The organism is Leucobacter musarum subsp. musarum (genome assembly GCF_001273845.1).
GTDB lineage: Bacteria > Actinomycetota > Actinomycetes > Actinomycetales > Microbacteriaceae > Leucobacter > Leucobacter musarum.
The window spans coordinates 70,683-87,620 of record NZ_JHBW01000065.1 but is presented as its reverse complement, the minus strand read 5'-3'; the positions used below and the strand labels follow the sequence as shown (position 1 = coordinate 87,620).

At 69.5% G+C, this 16,938-nt stretch carries 16 protein-coding genes; 1 reads left to right on the top strand and 15 read right to left on the bottom strand.

Annotation, left to right across the window (positions count from 1 at the left end; translation table 11 throughout):
- Window positions 1-291: 291 nt before the first annotated feature.
- The 13 genes from CH42_RS03270 to CH42_RS03210 form a co-directional block, all read right to left on the bottom strand.
- On the bottom strand, window positions 292-1,050 hold the full coding sequence (locus CH42_RS03270) for an ABC transporter permease (RefSeq protein ID WP_053351787.1): 759 nt from the start codon (window positions 1,048-1,050) through the stop codon (window positions 292-294).
- Window positions 1,047-1,874, bottom strand: a complete 828-nt coding sequence (locus tag CH42_RS03265) for an ABC transporter ATP-binding protein (RefSeq protein WP_053351786.1) — start codon at window positions 1,872-1,874, stop codon at window positions 1,047-1,049. Before CH42_RS03265 ends, CH42_RS03270 begins: the two co-directional genes overlap by 4 nt.
- Entirely contained in the window at window positions 1,871-2,269 is a 399-nt protein-coding gene (locus CH42_RS03260) for a DUF1048 domain-containing protein (RefSeq protein ID WP_053351785.1), read from the bottom strand. Before CH42_RS03260 ends, CH42_RS03265 begins: the two co-directional genes overlap by 4 nt.
- Window positions 2,266-2,649, bottom strand: coding sequence for a PadR family transcriptional regulator (locus tag CH42_RS03255; RefSeq protein ID WP_053351784.1), 384 nt, complete (start codon window positions 2,647-2,649; stop codon window positions 2,266-2,268). The genes CH42_RS03260 and CH42_RS03255 overlap by 4 nt, the downstream gene beginning before the upstream one ends.
- A gap of 254 nt (window positions 2,650-2,903) precedes the next feature.
- Complete coding sequence (locus CH42_RS03250) at window positions 2,904-3,596, bottom strand: response regulator (RefSeq protein ID WP_053351783.1); 693 nt, start codon at window positions 3,594-3,596, stop codon at window positions 2,904-2,906.
- Complete coding sequence (locus tag CH42_RS03245; RefSeq protein ID WP_082309270.1) at window positions 3,593-6,196, bottom strand: ATP-binding protein; 2,604 nt, start codon at window positions 6,194-6,196, stop codon at window positions 3,593-3,595. The genes CH42_RS03250 and CH42_RS03245 overlap by 4 nt, the downstream gene beginning before the upstream one ends.
- A 2-nt stretch (window positions 6,197-6,198) precedes the next feature.
- Window positions 6,199-6,855, bottom strand: coding sequence for a potassium-transporting ATPase subunit KdpC (gene kdpC / locus CH42_RS03240; protein WP_053351782.1), 657 nt, complete (start codon window positions 6,853-6,855; stop codon window positions 6,199-6,201).
- 29 nt (window positions 6,856-6,884) lie between these two features.
- The gene (gene kdpB / locus CH42_RS03235) at window positions 6,885-9,065 is read right to left on the bottom strand and encodes a potassium-transporting ATPase subunit KdpB (protein WP_053351781.1); all 2,181 of its coding nucleotides are present in this window, start codon (window positions 9,063-9,065) and stop codon (window positions 6,885-6,887) included.
- 2 nt (window positions 9,066-9,067) lie between these two features.
- A complete protein-coding gene (gene kdpA, locus CH42_RS03230; protein WP_053351780.1) occupies window positions 9,068-10,741 on the bottom strand; it encodes a potassium-transporting ATPase subunit KdpA in 1,674 nt (557 codons plus the stop codon).
- Complete coding sequence (locus CH42_RS03225) at window positions 10,741-10,830, bottom strand: hypothetical protein (RefSeq protein ID WP_053351779.1); 90 nt, start codon at window positions 10,828-10,830, stop codon at window positions 10,741-10,743. Before CH42_RS03225 ends, kdpA begins: the two co-directional genes overlap by 1 nt.
- 273 nt (window positions 10,831-11,103) lie before the next feature.
- Window positions 11,104-11,367, bottom strand: a complete 264-nt coding sequence (locus tag CH42_RS03220; RefSeq protein WP_156322454.1) for a hypothetical protein — start codon at window positions 11,365-11,367, stop codon at window positions 11,104-11,106.
- A gap of 118 nt (window positions 11,368-11,485) precedes the next feature.
- Window positions 11,486-13,552: a carboxypeptidase-like regulatory domain-containing protein gene (locus CH42_RS03215; RefSeq protein WP_082309269.1), complete on the bottom strand. Its 2,067-nt coding sequence runs from the start codon at window positions 13,550-13,552 to the stop codon at window positions 11,486-11,488.
- Window positions 13,553-13,648: 96 nt separating this feature from the next.
- Entirely contained in the window at window positions 13,649-14,254 is a 606-nt protein-coding gene (locus CH42_RS03210; RefSeq protein ID WP_239683931.1) for a TetR/AcrR family transcriptional regulator, read from the bottom strand.
- Window positions 14,255-14,360: 106 nt separating this feature from the next.
- On the opposite strand from CH42_RS03210, the gene CH42_RS03205 reads away from it, so the two are divergent.
- Window positions 14,361-15,362: an SDR family NAD(P)-dependent oxidoreductase gene (locus CH42_RS03205; protein ID WP_053351775.1), complete on the top strand. Its 1,002-nt coding sequence runs from the start codon at window positions 14,361-14,363 to the stop codon at window positions 15,360-15,362.
- Between the two features lie 21 nt (window positions 15,363-15,383).
- Here CH42_RS03205 and CH42_RS03200 read toward each other — a convergent pair whose 3' ends face one another.
- Both CH42_RS03200 and CH42_RS03195 read right to left on the bottom strand, forming a co-directional pair.
- On the bottom strand, window positions 15,384-15,977 hold the full coding sequence (locus tag CH42_RS03200; protein WP_053351774.1) for a YdeI/OmpD-associated family protein: 594 nt from the start codon (window positions 15,975-15,977) through the stop codon (window positions 15,384-15,386).
- Window positions 15,964-16,938, bottom strand: coding sequence for an NAD(P)H-quinone oxidoreductase (locus CH42_RS03195; RefSeq protein WP_053351773.1), 975 nt, complete (start codon window positions 16,936-16,938; stop codon window positions 15,964-15,966). The genes CH42_RS03200 and CH42_RS03195 overlap by 14 nt, the downstream gene beginning before the upstream one ends.

The following is a 16,938-nucleotide window of genomic DNA, read 5'->3' as shown; positions in this document are numbered from 1 at the left end:
CGGCGGCGGCGCGACTGTCGCGCGTCGGCCGCGCGTCGCCCCACTTTGGCAGCGGGGTCAGTTTCGGAGGGTGTTGCACCATCGCAACCCTCCGAAGCTGACCCCGCTGCGGCGTTCCGTGGGTGCGATGTCCTCCGCATCGGCCACCGCGCTCCGCGCCCCTGCGATCGGGGTAACTTCGGACCAGTTGCAGTGGCGATTTGAGCTTCCGCACCGGTCCGAAGTTACCCCAATCGCATCACAGCGCGGCCGCAGCGGCGCAGCGGTGCGGCAGCGCAGCAGCCACGCACCTCAGCGGCGCCGCGCGAGCAGCATCGCCCCGGTCGCGGCAACGACCAGCAGCCCGACGAGCCAGGCCAGGGCGACCCAGATCGCGGCCCCGACCGGCTGACCGGCGAAGAGCGCGCGCAGCGTTTCGACGATCGCCGTGACCGGCTGATGCTCGGCGAACCAGGCGACGGGGCCGGGCATCGAGTCGGTCGGCACGAACGTCGAGCTGATGAACGGCAAAAATATGAGCGGGTAGCTGAACGCGCTCGCCCCGTCGATGGTCTTGGCCGCGAGGCCGGCGACGACGGCGATCCAGGTGAGGGTGAGGGTGAACAGCGTCAGGGTGCCGGCGACCGCCAGCCAGGCCCCGATCGAGGCGCCGGTGCGAAAGCCGAGCAGCAGCGCCACACCGATGACCACCGTGACCGACACGAGGTTCGCGACGAGCGACGTGATGACGTGGGCCCAGAGCGCACTCGACCGCGCGATCGGCATCGAGCGAAACCGTTCGAAGATGCCGCCCTGCCGGTCGAGAAAGAGCCGGTAGGCCGTGTAGGCGACGCCCGACGCGACCGTGATCAGCAGAATTCCCGGCAGCAGGTAGTCGATGTAGGCGCCATCGCTGCCGGTGCGGATCGCCCCGCCGAGCACGAAGACGAACAGCAGCATGAGCGCGATGGGCGTGATCACGGTGGTGACGATGGTGTCGGGGCTGCGGAGGATGTGCCGCAGCGATCGCCCGGTGAGCACCCCGGTGTCGGTGATGGCGTGCGCGGTCATGATGCGCTCCTTTCGGTCGGTGCGGGATCACCGGGCGCCGCCGCACCCGCCCCCACGATGGCGAGGAACACGTCTTCGAGCGTCGGCTGCGGTGTCACGAGCACGGGCTCATGGGGCGGCAGCAAGCGCTGCAGTGCCGCGAGCGTGCCCTGCTGCACGATGCACCCCTCGTGGAGGATCGCGATGCGGTCGGCCAAGTGCTCGGCCTCGTCGAGGTACTGGGTCGTGAGCAGCACGGTGGTGCCACTATCGGCGAGCTCGCGCACGAGCCGCCACACCTCGGCGCGCGACTGCGGGTCGAGCCCGGTCGTCGGTTCGTCGAGGAAGAGGATCCGCGGGTCGCCGACCAGGCTCATCGCGATGTCGAGCCGGCGCCGCATGCCACCCGAGTACTCCCCCGCACGCCGTCCACCCGCATCGGCGAGCGCGAAGCGCGCGAGCAGCGCGTCGGCGGCTGCCGCCGGTTGCGGCACGTGTCGCAGCCGGGCGACGAGCACCAGGTTCTCTCGCCCGGTGAGCACCTCATCGACGGCGGCGAACTGTCCGGTCAGGCTGATCGCTCTGCGGACGGCGTCGGGATGCTCGTCGACTCGGTGATCCAGCACCCTCGCCTCGCCCGCATCGGCGGCGAGCAGTGTCGCGAGCACGCGGATGAGCGTCGTCTTGCCCGCCCCGTTCGAGCCGAGCAGCGCGAACACCTCGCCCGGGGCGACCTCGAAGTCGACGCCCCGCAGCACCGCGGTCTCTCCGAACGACTTCTCGAGGCCGCGCACGGAGATCGCCGGTGCATCGATGCGCGGGGGCGACTCAAGCACGGCGGTCATGATGCGCCGCCGTCCGGTTCTCGCGGAGCGCTCGGTGCCACCGATTCGGCCTCGGCGATTGCGCGGGTGAGGCGCTCGCGCTCCTTGTCGATCCACTGCTTGCCGGAGTACGCGTTGACGAAATCTTCGGCGAATGCGACCGGGTCGTCTCCGACGATGTCGCGCACCGGCGTGCCATCGATGGCGGCGCGCTCCCAGAGGTCGGCGTGGTCGCCGACCATCGTGACCAGGGTGCGCCCGTCACCGATCGCGCCGAAATAGGTGAAGTAGCGCGAGAGCGCCTGCGCCACGGTTGCGTACGGCTGCGGCAGCGCGGCAATGCGGGTGATTGCGGACTTGTACTGCTTCTTCTCATCGAGTGATCCGGTGAGGGTTTCGATCCATTTCGCGGTCATGATGCGGCTCCTTCGTGCGGCGATGCGTTGGGTGCGGCGGGTGCGGCGTGTGCGGTGTGTGCGGTGCGCAGCGCGGCGATGTGCGCGGCGAGGAAGTCCCAGGACTCCCAGAATTCGGCGAGACGGTCACGGCCTGCGCCCGACAGGGTGTAGACCTTGCGCGGTGGCCCCTTCTCGGAGGGCACGCGCTCGACCGAGACGAGCCCCTTCTGCTCGATGCGCACGAGGAGCGCGTAGATCGTGCCCTCGGCGATGTCATCGAAGCCCCGCTCGCGCAGGGTCGCGGTGATCTCGTATCCATACGCGGCGCGGTCGGCGAGGATCGCCAGGACGATCCCTTCAAGCGTGCCCTTGAGCATCTCGGTCATCTGGGTTGCCATCGGCCACCTCCCTGCTATTCAGTGATGCTGACTACAGGTAGACGGTAACACTAGGTACCACTACTTGGCAACACTGAATAGCGGCTGCGCCGCCGCCGAGCAGCCTCAGCCTCAGCGCTCGACGGATTGGGGTAAGTTCGGACCAGTTGCAGGGCCGATTTCGGCCTCCGCACCGGTCCGAAGTTACCCCAATCGCACAAAAGGCGCGGCGCCGCAGAGGGCGCGCGGCCCACAGAGGGCGCAGCGCCACAGCCTCAGCTCTCGACGCGCTCCAGGCGATAGCCCATGCCGGCCTCGGTGATGAGGTGAACGGGGTTGGCCGGATCCGCCTCGATCTTCTTCCGCAGCTGCGACAGGTAGAGCCGCAGGTACCCGGTGTCTTCGATGTGCTCCGAGCCCCAGATCGTGGTGAGTAGCGTCTGCCGCGTGACGAGCCGCCCGGGGTTCCGAATCAACAGCTCCATCACCTGCCACTCGGTCGGGGTGAGCCGAATCTGCTGCTCCCCCTCGGGCGTCGTCCGCGTCACGGCGCGCGCGGCGAGGTCGACCGTGACGTTGCCGAGGCGCACCACGGGCACCGCGTCGTCGTGCACGATGCGCCGGCTCAGCGCACGGATGCGCGCGAGCAGTTCTTCGATCGCGAACGGCTTCGTCACGTAGTCGTCAGCCCCGGCGTCGAGCGCGTCGACCTTGTCGGCGGCCCCCGCGCGCCCCGACACGACGAGAATCGGCGCCTGCGACCAGCCGCGCACGGCCTCGATCACTTCGATGCCGTTGAGGTTCGGCATGCCGAGGTCGAGTAGGAAGAGGTCGGGGCGGTGGTCGATCGCTGCGGCGATGGCCTGCGCCCCGTCAGCGGCGACGAACACGTCGTAGCCCTTCGCGGTGAGGGTGATGCGCAGTGCTCGCAAGATCTGCGGGTCGTCGTCGGCGATCAGAATCTTCATCGCGGGGTCTCGCTTTCGCTGGCTGACGGGTGCGGGGGTGCGGGCGCCGGATCGCCCGGCGCCGCATCACCGAATGCCGGGGGCGGCACGACCGGCATTGACACCACCGGCAGCGACACCACCATGGTGAGCCCGCCACCGGGGGTGTCTTCGGGCGCAAGCGTTCCCTGCATCGATTCGACGAAGCCCCGTGAGAGGGCGAGGCCGAGGCCGAGTCCCGTGGTGTTGTCGGTGTCGCCGAGGCGCTGGAATGGCACGAAGATGTCGTCGCGCTTCTCGGCGGGCACCCCGGGCCCGTGATCGACGACGCGAATCTCGAGTCGGTCGGCGAACGTGCTGGTGCTCACGAGCACGTTCGCTCCCTGCGGAGAGAAGCGCAGCGCGTTGGCGAGCAGGTTGACGACGACGCGCTGCAGCAGCACAGGATCGGCCTGCACAGCGGCATCGCCGTGCCGTATGGCGAGCGCGACATCGGCGGGGCCCGCGTCGAGTTCGTCGAGCGCCGCTGCGATGACCGACTCGGGGTCGGTCGGGGCGAGCCGGATCGCCAGCGCCCCGGCCTGGATGCGGCTCACGTCGAGCAGGTCGGTGACGAGCGCCGCGAGCGCATCGAGGCTCTCGGTTGCGGTGTCGAGCAGCTCGCGCCGGTCTGCCGCACTCAATTGCACTCCTGCGGCACGCAAACCGCCGATCGCGGCCGTGGCTGCCGCGATCGGGCGTCGCAGGTCGTGGCTGAGCGCGGAAAGCAGTGCCCCACGCACGCGGTCGGAGGCCGCGATCGGCTCGATCTCTCGGGCGGTTTCTTCAAGACGCCGGTGTTCGAGCGCGGCCTCGAGCTGCGTGGCGACCACACTGAGCAGGCGCCGCTCGGAGGCGGCGAGCTCGGTGCCGAAGAGTTCGAGTTCTGCGCCGGAGCCGACCGAAATCACGGTCTCGGCGCGCGTGGTAGTTGCAGGAACGTCAGCGGGCGCAGCACCACCCACCGCATCCACGAGCACCTCCCCGCTTGCATCCACCAGCCGCGCGCGACGCAGTCCGAACGCCTCGCGCGTGCGTTCAACCAGGGCCTGCAGGGCGTCGTCGCCGCGCAGCACGCTGCCGGCGATTGTCTGGATCAGCTCGGATTCCGCAGCCGAGCGCCGCGCCGCACGGGTGGTGCGGGCCGCTCGGTCGACGATCAGGCTGACGAGCATCGCAATGACCACGTAGAGCGCGACGGCGAGGAGGTGCAGCGGCTCGTGGATGTGCACGGTATGAATGGGTTCGAGGAAGAAGAAGTCGAGCGTCAGCCCTGAGAGCACGGCGGCGAAGACCGCCGGCCAGATGCCGCCGGTGAGGGCGACGAGCACGACGAGCAGCTGATAGCTGAGCACGTCGCTCGTCATGGAGTCGTCGCTGCGGAACGTGGCGAGCAGCCAGGTGAGCAGGGGGCCGCCGACGAGAGCGAGCGCGAACCCGAGGGCGCGGCGCTTCGCAGTGAGTGCCCCGGTGCGGCGGGGCAGTGCGAAGCCACGGGATCCCTCCGCGTGATTCACCATGTGCACGTCGATGTCGCCCGACTCGCGCACCACGGTCGCGCCGATGCCGGGGCCGGTGACCGCCGCGAGCCACCGCCCGCGTCGGCTCGCGCCGAGCACGAGCTGCGTCGCGTTGACCGAGCGCGCGAACTCCACGAGCGCGCTCGGCACGTCGGCGCCGATCACCTGGTGGAAGCTGCCGCCCAGCTCTTCGACGAGGGCGCGCTGCTGGGCGAGCAGCGCGGGGTGCGCGGTGCGCAGCCCGTCTTGGCTCGATACGTGCACCGCCAGCAGCTCGCCGCCGGCCGAACGCGCGGCGATCCTCGCCCCGCGACGCAAGAGCGTCTCTCCCTCGGCCCCGCCGGTGAGCGCGACGACGACGCGTTCGCGCGCCTCCCAGGTGCGGCGGATGCCGTGCTCGGCGCGGTATCCGGTGAGGGCCTGGTCGACCTCGTCGGCGAGCCACAGCAGGGCGAGCTCGCGCAGCGCGGTGAGGTTGCCGAGGCGGAAGTAGTTCGCGAGCGCCGCGTCGATGCGCTCGGCCGGGTAGACCGTTCCCCCGGCGAGCCGGTCGCGCAACGCCTGCGGGGCGAGGTCGATCACCTCGATCTGGTCGGCGCCGCGCAGGAAGCGGTCGGGCACCGTCTCGCGCTGGGGCACGCCGGTGATCTGTTCGACGACGTCATTCAGCGATTCGATGTGCTGAATGTTCAGCGTCGAGATGACGTCGATGCCGGCCTCGAGCAGTGCGTCGACGTCTTGCCAGCGCTTCGCGTGCCGTGTGCCGGGTGCGTTCGTGTGTGCCAGTTCGTCGACGAGGGCGACCTCGGAGTGCCGCGCGAGCACGGCGTCGAGGTCCATCTCTTCGAGCGTGACCCCGCGGTGCGCGAGCTGCAGCCGCGGCACCTCGGGCAGTCCGTCGGCCATCGCGGCGGTCGCCTCGCGTCCGTGGGTTTCGACGAGGGCGACCACGACGTCGAGGCCGTCGGCACGCAGGCGCCGCGCCTCCTCGAGCATGGCGAACGTCTTGCCGACGCCGGGGGCGGCGCCGAGCAGCACGCGGAGTCGCCCCCGTCTCGTCATCCTCACTCCTCCGCCGCCCGGGGCGCCTTGCCGAATGCGGCATCGAGCGCCAGGTTGAGTTCCAGGATATTCACTCGGGCCTCGCCGAGGTATCCGAGGTCGGGGCCGTGCGTGTGCGCGTGGACGAGTTCGCGCACCCGCTCGCTGTCGACGCCGCGCGCCTCCGCCACGCGGCGCACTTGGAGGTCGGTGTACGCCGGGCTGACGTGGGGGTCGAGCCCCGACCCTGAGGCGGTCACGGCATCGGTGGGAACCGATGACTCGGGGACCCCGTTGAACGCCGCGATCTGCGCTCGGCGCTCGGCGATCTGCGCGATCAGGTCGGGGTGCTCGGGCCCGAGATTCGAGCCCGAGGAGGCCGCCGCGTCGTAGCCGTCGCCCGCGGCTGAGGGGCGCGGTTGGAAGTACGCGGCGAGCGGTGCACCGTCGGCATCGGTGAACGACTGGCCGATGAGCGCCGACCCGACCACGGCGCCGGTGGCATCGGAGACCCGGGAACCGTTCGCCTGTGCGGGCGCGATCACCTGGGCGATGCCGGTGATGACGAACGTGTAGCCGACCCCCAGCACGAGCGTGGCGAGCAGCATCGCGCGGACGCCGACGCCGATGGTGCGGAGTGTGGTGCCGGTGGCCGGGCGGGGTGTGCGGTGCAGTGACATAGTGTTCTCCAGTTCGAGGCGGGCCGGGGTCAGAACCCGGGGATCAGGCGCACGGCCTGGTCGATGATCCAGATGCCCACGAACGGGGCGACGAGGCCGCCGAGCCCGTAGATGGCGAGGTTGCGGCCCAGCGTCTGCGAGGCCGACCCGGCCCGGAACCGCACGCCGCGCAGGGCGAGCGGAATGAGGCACACGATCACGATCGCGTTGAACACCACCGCGGAGAGCACCGCAGACGCCGGCGAGTGCAGGCCCATGAGGTTGAGCGCCGCGAGCTGCGGAAAGACGCCCATGAACATCGCGGGAATGATGGCGAAGTACTTCGCGACGTCGTTCGCGATCGAAAACGTGGTGAGCGCGCCGCGCGTGATGAGCAGCTGCTTGCCGACGCGCACGATGTCGATGAGCTTCGACGGGTCGGAGTCGAGGTCGACCATGTTGCCCGCCTCCTTGGCCGCAGATGTGCCCGAGTTCATCGCGACGCCGACGTCGGCCTGCGCGAGCGCCGGGGCGTCGTTCGTGCCGTCGCCCGTCATCGCGACGAGGCTGCCGCCCGCCTGCTCGCGCCGAATGTACGCGAGTTTGTCTTCGGGCGTCGCCTCGGCGAGCACGTCGTCGACGCCGGCCTCACGGGCGATCGCGGCGGCGGTGACGGGGTTGTCACCGGTGATCATGACGGTCCGGATCCCCATGGCCCGCAGCTCGGTGAACTTCTCGGGGAGACCCGCCTTCACGACGTCGGCCAGCTGCACGACGCCGAGCACCCGTGCGGCGCCTGATTTCTCGGCGACGGCCACGACGAGCGGGGTGCCGCCGCTCTCCGAGACCTCTGCGACCCGAGCGTCGAGGTCGGCGCGCACCACGGGCGCGACCGCCGCCCCGCACGATTCGACCCACTGCAGCACGGCCGACGCCGCACCCTTGCGGATGCGCTCGCCCGAGGCCAGGTCGATCCCGGACATGCGCGTTTGTGCCGTGAACGGCACGATCTCGCCTTCGGGGTGCGATGCGAACGTGACGCCCGGCTCGCCGGCGCCCTGCTCCGTAGCAAGCTCGGTGGCGAGCGCGACGATCGACACGCCCTCGGGGGTCGGGTCGGCGAGTGAGGCGAGGGCGGCGGCCGTCGCGAGTTGCGACTCCGAGACGCCGTCGAGCCGGTGGAAGGCCGTGGCCCGGCGATTGCCGTAGGTGATGGTGCCGGTCTTGTCGAGCAGCAGCGTCGTGACGTCGCCGGCCGCCTCGACCGCCCGGCCCGACATCGCGAGCACGTTGCGCTGCACGAGCCGATCCATCCCGGCGATGCCGATCGCGCTGAGCAGCGCCCCGATCGTGGTCGGGATCAGGCACACGAGCAGTGCGACGAGCACGGTCAGGCTGACAGGCGCGGCGGCGTACGACGCGATCGGGTTGATGGTGAGCACGACGACGAGGAAGATGATCGACAGGCTCGCGAGCAGGATGCTCAGGGCGATCTCGTTCGGGGTCTTCTGGCGCGCGGCGCCCTCGACGAGCGCGATCATGCGATCGACGAACGACTCCCCGGGCTTGGCGGTGATGCGCACGACGATGCGGTCGGAGAGCACGCGGGTGCCGCCGGTGACGGCCGAGCGGTCGCCGCCCGACTCGCGCACGACGGGGGCCGATTCGCCGGTGATCGCCGACTCGTCGACCGAGGCGATTCCCCACACGATGTCGCCGTCGCCCGGAACGAGCTCGCCGGCGCTGACGACGACGTGGTCTCCGACTCTGAGCTCCGCGGAGGGCGCGTCATCGACCGCGGCACGCTCGGCTGCGGCGTCACTCCGCGAATCGTATGCGACGAGTCGGTGCGCGGTGGTCTGCGTGCGCGTCGCTCGCAGGGTGTCGGCCTGGGCCTTGCCGCGGCCCTCGGCGACCGACTCCGCGAGGTTTGCGAAGAGCACGGTCGCCCAGAGCCAGAACGCGATTCCGGCGGTGAACGTGACGGGCACCGGGGTGCCGCCCGAGCTTTCCGGCCCGCCGAGCCAGGGCTCTGCGATGGCGAGCACGGTGGTGAATGCCGCGCCGAGCCAGACGATACCCATCACCGGCGTGTGCCACTGGCGACGCGGGTCGAGCTTGCGGAAGGCGCCGGGCAGTGCGGCGCGCAACTGCGCCCACGAAAGGGCGGTGCCGCGGCGGGCGCGAGATGGTTCGGCCGCCGTCGTGGCGGGTTCGAGTGTGGCGGTCATGGTTACATCAGCCCTTCCGCCAGGGGACCCAGCGCGAGAACGGGAAAGAAGGTGAGCGCGGTGACGAGCACCGTGACGGCGGTGAGCATTCCGACGAAGAGGGGACGGTGCGTCGGCAGGGTGCCCGCGGTGGCGGGCACCCGATCCTGCGCTGCGAGCGCGCCCGCCAGGGCGAGCACGAACACCATGGGTACAAACCGGCCGAGCAAGATCACCGTGCCGAGGGCCACGTTCAACCACGGGGTGTTCGCGGTGAGCCCGGCGAAGGCCGAGCCGTTGTTATTCGCCGCCGAGGTAAAGGCGTAGAGCACTTCGGTGAGGCCGTGCACGCCGGGGTTCCAGATCGAGGTGCCGATGACGCTCTCGCGAATGCCGGGGAGCGCGAAGCTGAGCGCGGTGCCGGTGAGCACGAGCGTCGGCGTGACCAAGATGTACAGCGCGGCGAGCGTGATCTCGCGCGCGCCGAGCTTCTTGCCGAGGTATTCGGGGGTGCGGCCGATGAGCAGGCCGGCGATGAACACGGCGATGATGGCGAGCACGAGGATCGCGTAGAGCCCCGAGCCGACCCCGCCGGGCGAGATCTCGCCGAGCATCATATTGACGAGCGGCAGCATGCCGCCGAGCGCGGTGTAAGAGTCGTGCATGGAGTTCACCGCCCCCGTCGAGGTGCCCGTGCTCGTCGTCGCGAACAGCGTCGAACCGACGAGCCCGAATCGCCACTCCTTGCCTTCGAGCGAGCCCCCGGCGAGCTGCGGCGCGGTGCCGCGCCCTGCGCTCTCGAGGGCGGTGAGCATCACGAACGACCCGACGAACAGCAGCGCCATCACGGCGGCGATCGCGGTGCCCTGACGGGTGTCTCCCACCATGCGCCCGAAGGTGCGCGACAGGGCGAACGGAATGAGCAGCATCAGCACGGTCTCGAACAGGTTCGTCCAGGCGGTCGGGTTCTCGAAGGGGTGAGCGGAGTTCGCATTGAAGAACCCGCCGCCGTTCGTGCCGAGCAGTTTGATCGCCTCCTGCGACGCGACCGGGCCTCCGGGCAGCTGCTGAGTCGCACCGGTGAGCGTCGTGACGTCGACGAACCCGTTGAAGTTCTGCACCACTCCGCCGATCACGAGCACGATGGCCGAGACCGCAGCGATCGGCAGCAGCACGCGGGTCGTGCCTCGGGTGAGGTCGACCCAGAAATTGCCGATGGTGCCGGATCGCCGGGCCGCGAATCCGCGCACGAGTGCGATGGCGACGGCCATGCCGACCGCGGCCGAGACGAAGTTCTGCACCGCGAGCCCCGCGAATTGCACCGTGTACCCGAGGGTCAGTTCGGGCGAGTACGACTGCCAGTTCGTGTTGCCCACGAACGATGCGGCCGTGTTGAACGCGAGATCGGGCGACGGCGCGGGCAGCCCGAGTGCCGCCGGCAAGAGCGGCTGCAGGCGCTGCAGCGCGTAGACGAGCAGCACCCCCACGGCCGAGAACACGAGCACGCCACGCAGGTAGGCGCGCCAGTGCTGTTCGGCGCCGCCGTCGACCCCGATGAGTCGATAGACGAGGCGCTCGGCGCGCCAGTCTTTCCGGGAGGTATACACCCAGGCGAGGTAGTCGCCGAGCGGGCGATGCGTCACCACAAGAATGAGCGCGACGGTGGCGAGGGCCGCGACGGCCTGCAGAGCGACCATCAGAAACGCTCCGGGCACACGAGCGCGACCACGAGCACGACGAGCGCGCCCAGCGCCAGCACGATGGCAGCGATGTCGAAGACGATCACAGGCGCTCCACCGCCCGTCCCACCAGTCCGATGAGCGCGAAGACCGCGATCACGCCGCAAACGGCGACCACATCCAGCACGGGTTCCCCCTGAGAGTCGTTCCGGCCCCTCGGCCGTGAACCCGACTGTCGGGCTCACTTCCGATCGAACACCGGTGCGACGTGCTGGGCGATGGTCCTCGCGGAATCCATACGGCGATCGCCAGGAAGCTCACGCATCGCTGACGATCTGCGGAGAGACAACCCCTCAGGGCTCCCCTCCGTCAGTATTTGATCAGCGCGAGCGACGACGCATCGCGTGGTACCCGCGCGTCAGCATCGGCACGGCGAAGCCCACCGCGATCGGCACCACGATGGTGACGGTGAGCGCGAAGCCGAGCACGTCGGGCCACGAGGCGACGAGGGGAGCAAGCGCGAAGCGCACCAGCAGCACGAGCGGCAGGATCGCGGTCCACGTCAGCAGCATGCGAATCGCGAGCGGCACGTGCGGCATCGCCGGCATCGGTGCAGCGGGTTCAGGGGTGGGCGCGGCTGACATCATTCTCCAAACATTCGTTTGGAGTCAGCGTATCGTCGCCGACTCCTGCAACGCAAACGCGGTGGGTCGGGAACGCATTCCCGACCCACCGCGTGCGCGACTGAGCAGTCTCCCCGAATTACGCGCTCGGTGTGCCCTTGCGTCGACGCGCGACGAGCAGCACGACGGCGCCGATCGCGAGCAGCACTCCGCCGGTGCCGAGCATCGGGGCGAAGTCGGTGCCCGTGTTCGCGAGGTCACGATTGCCGGCGCCAGGGCGCTCGCCCTGCGTCCCCGCAGTCGCCTGAGCCCCAGCGCTCCCCGCGCCGGTATCGGCGGAACCGCCTGCCGTCGCATCGGCCGCAGCATTTGCCCGCGCCGACGCAGTTGCGGTGCCCTGTGCAGCGCTTCCGCTGTCGGCATCCGCCTGAGCATCCGCTGCCGCCACAGCGATCAATAAGAAGTCTTGATCGGCGACAAGCGCACCCGAGCCATCGATCACCACGGTGCGGGTAGCGGGCCCGTCGAGCGTGTACCCCTCAGGCACCTCGATGGTCATCTCGTAGGTTCCCGGTGGAATGTCGCCGAACGTGAACGAGCCGTCTTCGTCACTGCCGGTGAGGAACGAAAGGTCGCCACTGAGCTTCACCATCACCTGGGGAACCGGTTCGCCGCCAGAGGTCACCGTGCCCCTGACAGCGCCGACTTTCACGATCTCGAAATCGATGTCCGTCACGTTCGTGTCGACGACGTCGACAGTCTGCGAGGTGCCGTCGCCTTCGGCCGTGATGACGTACTCGCCCGGCAGCAAGCCGGGAAACACGTACCGGCCATCTGCATCTGTGACCGCGGTCAGCGTGCCGTCAGGCCCGACGGCGGTCACCGTCACTCCAGCGGCAGGCCCGCCCGGCGTCGAGACCGATCCCGAGATCGTTTGATACGTCACACGCTCGCCGGTGAAGTCGACGTTTTCAATGGGATCTTCCGAGGTTCCGTCAATAGTGAACGGCGGCTGCGTCGACGGATTCACAAAGCCTTCGGGCAGCGTAACTGCGGGAGTCCACGTGCCGGTGCCGACGGAGTCGAAGAGGTAGGTGCCGTCTGCGCCGGTGGTGGCGGTCACCACGCTACCCGCACCATCGTCAAGCGTCACCGTGGCTCCCGGAATCGGGTTTCCGTCCGCATCCTCCACCACGCCCGCCACCGCAACGGGAACGATGTCGCGCATCGAGAAGTCTTCGACCGCGTCGGTGTCGCTGAGGTCAACCGACCGACTGGTCGCCCCCTCGATAATCTTGCCCGCGGGCGCCTTCGCGCGGATGACGTACCCGTCGCTCGCCTGCACGCCCGGGAACTCGTAGGTGCCACCGATGCCAGTAGTTGCGGTACCGACCTCCGTACCGTTCGCATCCGTGAGCGTCACGACGACCCCACTGCCATCGCCGCCGGCGTCGGTCACCGTGCCCGACACATCACGAGCGAGCGAGGCGAACCAGGTCTGGTACACCGGGAAACCCGCGCGGCGCTGGAACGTGAAGGTCAGCGAGCTGATCGGCGCGGAGGGTTCGAACCATGCCGCTGCCCCGGAAGTGTCAGCGGCGGCGTCGTTGCCGGTGAGCGTGAGCGTCGACGGGTCCCAGTTCGGCACGTCGGTTGCGTCGCCCGTGCACGACGGCTTGCCTGGAAGACCGGGCGCGCAATAGTTGAATCCGCCATTGAATCCGAGCTGCGTCGCGTTCAGCGCAACGCCATTCGGGCCGATGGCGCGGATCTTCACCAGATCTGCATCGATGTCACCGAGCACGAACGTCCAGTTGGCGGTGGGCGTGGGCTTCGAGAACGTGTAGGTCGTGGTCGAAGCGCCCGATGGAGTATCGACTTTCGGGCGGAGGTTGAGGTACTGCTGGTCGCGACTGTCGCCGTATTTCTGCCCCACCTCGGTTCCCGCAGAGAGCCAGGTGCTCGCGCCCGAAATGACACCGACCTGCCCCGCGCGTGAATCCGACCGCACCTGCGCGGTGAGGGCGGGCGAATCGGCGATCTGCACCGTGGTCTGGTAGTTGCCGCCCGTACCGGTCAGGTCGGCCCACTCGGCCCAGCGGCTCGTGGTTTCGGCCGCAGCGGGCGCCGCCCCCACGATCAGCCCGCTCAGCAACAGCACCGGCACCGCGGCCAGGGCTCCCCATCGTCCTCGATTTTTCCCCATGCGACCTATCGTAAGCGGCGGGGTGGGCTAGCGGAATAGCGTGACCGCTCGTCACACGTCCGCATTCCCCCCAAGAACATGTGCGGCCGACAACGGCTAGTTCGCGCGGGGCGCGGCGATCCCGCGCATCACCAGGTCGACCGTTGCGCGCACCCGCGTCGTGTCGAGCGGCAGGCCGGTGAGAGCGGCGTACGACGTCATCGCGATGAGGTGATCTGCGAGCAACGTCGCATCGACGTTGCCGCGCACTGAGCCGTGGGCCGTCGCCTTGGCGAGTCGCTCCCCCATCCAGTCTCGAATCGGAGCCGCCAGGCGAGCGTTGAGCGCGGCCCCGACCTCGGGGTCGGTCGCGGTGACCGCGATGAGCGCGCGTGCGACGCCGAGACCTTCGGGGGTGGCGAGATGCTCAGCGGAGGTGCGCAACCACGTGGCAAGCTGCTCGGCCAGATCGCCAGCTGAATCGTCAACGGGAAGCGCCGCGCCGAACGCGCCCTGCACGAAGTCGGGCGCCGCATCGTCGAGCAACGCTTCGGCCAGAATGGCGGCTTTTGAGGGCCACCAGCGATAGATCGTCTGCTTCGAGACCCCAGCTTCGGCGGCGAGCCCCTCGATGGTGAGCGCCGCGTACCCGTCTGCGGCGAGCGCGGCGCGCGTCGATGCGAGCACTGAGCGTCGGGCGGTTTCACTTCGGGTTCTCGGCACGGCTTCAGGGTATCGGGGTGTATCGTGCTACATAAGTGGACGCACCGTTGCGTTATAACTGCTTTAGCACGGGAACCCACTCCGGAATTCGACGAATGGAGATCTCATGGCCCTCACCGCACAATCCTCGATCGGCGACTGGCTCGCAGACCCGACCGGCGGCGACCTCGTGCGCGGCTTGCTCGCACAGTCCGGTACAGACCCCGACAGCCTGACGCCGGTGCTCGGCCTCCCACTGCAGCAGCTGGTCGTGCTGAGCCAGGGCGCGATGCCGCAGTCGGTGGTCGACGACCTCGTGCGCGCCGCGAACGGTGGCGAGATCCCCGACGATGCCGCACCGAGCGGTTGGGCCGAGCGCATCACCCCCGAGCGCTTCAGCGGCAAGACCGTGATCGTGACCGGGGCCGCCTCGGGCATCGGCCGCGCGACCGCATCCCGCATCGCACGCGAGGGCGGCCGGGTGATCGCGTGCGACATTGCCGCAGAGAAGCTGGAGGCGTTCCGCGCCGAGCATGCCGATGCCGACATCACCGTTATTGCCGGCGATCTGACGCAGCAAGACGCGATCGACCACGTGATCGCCGCTGCCGGCGACCGCATCGATGCGCTCGCGAACATCGCGGGGATCAACGACGACTTCTCCCCCGCCGGCGAGACGACTGACGCGGTGTGGGATCGCGTCATCGCGATTAATCTGACCGCACCGTTCAAGCTCATGCGCGCGGTGCTCCCCGCGATGGAGCGCGCCGGGTGCGGAGCCATCCTCAACGTGTCGAGCGAAGCCGCGCTGCGCGGCAATGCATCGGGCAACGCCTACACGGCGAGCAAGCACGGCATCGTCGGCGTCACCCGCTCCGCGGCATTCATGTACGGCCCGAAGGGCATCCGCGTGAACTCCGTGGCTCCCGGCGGGGTGGCGACGGGCATCCCGATGCCGCCCCACATGTCGGAATCAGGTTCAGCACGACTCGCTCCGTTCCAACAGGCGATCCCGACGGTCGCGACGGCCGAGCATCTCGCGGCGTCGATCACGTTCCTGCTCTCCGACGACGCCGTCAACATCAATGGCGCGGTGCTCGCCTCCGACGGCGGGTGGTCGGTGCAGTAACCCCGTGGTTGCGGCGGGCGCCTACGCCTGCCGCAGCTGCTCCACCAGCGCGGCGACGCGGCGCGTGCGCGTCTCCGCGCGCACTGCGGTGACGATCGGGTGCAGCGCGCTGTATCGCGCACTGCGGCTCAACGCGTCGAAGGCACTGCGCGCAGCTGGGTCTGCGGCGAGCGCGGCGGTCAGTTCGTCGGGCTCCTGCATGTCTGCCGATCCGGCGTAGGCCCGCTCCCAGCGACCATCGGCCTGAGCGCGCTCGACCTCCCGGCGTCCGCGCTCGCGCATCATCCCGGCAGCTTCCAGGCGAGCAACGATCTCGACGTTGCGCTGCGACCAGATCGATCGCGCCCGCCTGGGGGTGAACCGCTGCAGAAACGTGGCCGCGTCGTGCGCGCGTTTCTGGCCGTCGATCCACCCACTGCAGAGCGCAATCTCGAGGGCGTCTTGATAGCTCAACGAGGTCGGCGTCGTCGTCCCCTTTTTCGCGAGCACCACCCAGCCGCCGTCGTGCTCGTGCTCCACCGCTTCGAGCCACGCGCGCCAGGCATCAGCATCGGCGAACACGAGCAGTTCGGGTTCAGATGCTCCGCTCGTCGCGCCCGGCTCACTCGGCGACATCGAGGATCACCTTGCCGAAGTGCCCGCCGGCGCGTAGCAGATCGTGCGCCTCAGACGCTCGAGCGAGCGGCAACCGGGTCTGTACCGGCATCCGAATCTGCCCGCGCTCGAGCATCGGCCAGACGAGTTCGCGCGTGCGGTCGAGAATCCGCTGCTTGTCGTGCGGGGCGCGCGAGCGCACGGTCGTACCGATGAGGTGTACGCGTTTCGCCATCAGCGCGCCAACGTCGAGCTCCCCGGTCGCCCCGCCGAGCGTGCCGATGATCACGAGACGCCCGAACTCACGCAGCATTCTCACGTTGTCGTTGAGCGCGGGGCCACCGACGACATCCAGCACGATGTCGGCGCCTCCCGCTTCGCGCGCGGCGGAGACGACGTCGGTGGTGTGCCGGTTCCAGGCGAGATCGGCGCCGAGTTCGCGAACGCGCGCGACGGCGTTGTCGGATCCGACGGTGGTGAGCACCCGGGCGCCGAGGGCGTGCGCGAACTGGATGGCGAACGCACCGATGCCGCCCGTGCCGCCGTGGATGAGTACGGTCTGCGGATCCGGCGCCGCTCCCCCGTCACCCCCTGCGGGCTCGGTGCGCAACCCGGCCTCGAGCACCAGATTCGACACCACCGTCGCGGCGACCTCGATGATGCCGCCTGCATCGGCGAGCGAGAGCCCGACGGGCGCGGGAACCACCTGCACCTCGGGCACCGCGACGACCTCGGCGTACCCGCCGCCCGCGAGCAGCGCGACGACGGGTGCGCCGGTGTCGCGCCGATGCCCGGAGACCTCAAGCCCGGGGAGCTCCGAGGCACCGGGTGGTGGCGGGTAGACGCCAGCTGCCTGCGCCACGTCGGCGCGGTTCACCCCGGCCGACACGACATCGATGAGAATCTCGCCCTCGCCCGGTACGGGCTCGGGGATATCCACGAGTTCGAGCCGATGGTCGTCCGTGATGGTGATCGCGCGCAT

Coding starts and splice junctions, on each gene's coding strand:
- CH42_RS03215 (WP_082309269.1), bottom strand. CDS start 13,552: ATGGGGAAAAATCGAGGACGATGGGGAGCCCTGGCCGCGGTGCCGGTG.
- CH42_RS03205 (WP_053351775.1), top strand. CDS start 14,361: ATGGCCCTCACCGCACAATCCTCGATCGGCGACTGGCTCGCAGACCCG.
- kdpA (WP_053351780.1), bottom strand. CDS start 10,741: ATGGTCGCTCTGCAGGCCGTCGCGGCCCTCGCCACCGTCGCGCTCATT.
- kdpC (WP_053351782.1), bottom strand. CDS start 6,855: ATGTCACTGCACCGCACACCCCGCCCGGCCACCGGCACCACACTCCGC.
- CH42_RS03195 (WP_053351773.1), bottom strand. CDS start 16,938: ATGCGCGCGATCACCATCACGGACGACCATCGGCTCGAACTCGTGGAT.
- kdpB (WP_053351781.1), bottom strand. CDS start 9,065: ATGACCGCCACACTCGAACCCGCCACGACGGCGGCCGAACCATCTCGC.
- CH42_RS03270 (WP_053351787.1), bottom strand. CDS start 1,050: ATGACCGCGCACGCCATCACCGACACCGGGGTGCTCACCGGGCGATCG.
- CH42_RS03220 (WP_156322454.1), bottom strand. CDS start 11,367: ATGTCAGCCGCGCCCACCCCTGAACCCGCTGCACCGATGCCGGCGATG.
- CH42_RS03245 (WP_082309270.1), bottom strand. CDS start 6,196: ATGACGAGACGGGGGCGACTCCGCGTGCTGCTCGGCGCCGCCCCCGGC.
- CH42_RS03255 (WP_053351784.1), bottom strand. CDS start 2,649: ATGGCAACCCAGATGACCGAGATGCTCAAGGGCACGCTTGAAGGGATC.
- CH42_RS03260 (WP_053351785.1), bottom strand. CDS start 2,269: ATGACCGCGAAATGGATCGAAACCCTCACCGGATCACTCGATGAGAAG.
- CH42_RS03250 (WP_053351783.1), bottom strand. CDS start 3,596: ATGAAGATTCTGATCGCCGACGACGACCCGCAGATCTTGCGAGCACTG.
- CH42_RS03200 (WP_053351774.1), bottom strand. CDS start 15,977: ATGTCGCCGAGTGAGCCGGGCGCGACGAGCGGAGCATCTGAACCCGAA.
- CH42_RS03265 (WP_053351786.1), bottom strand. CDS start 1,874: ATGACCGCCGTGCTTGAGTCGCCCCCGCGCATCGATGCACCGGCGATC.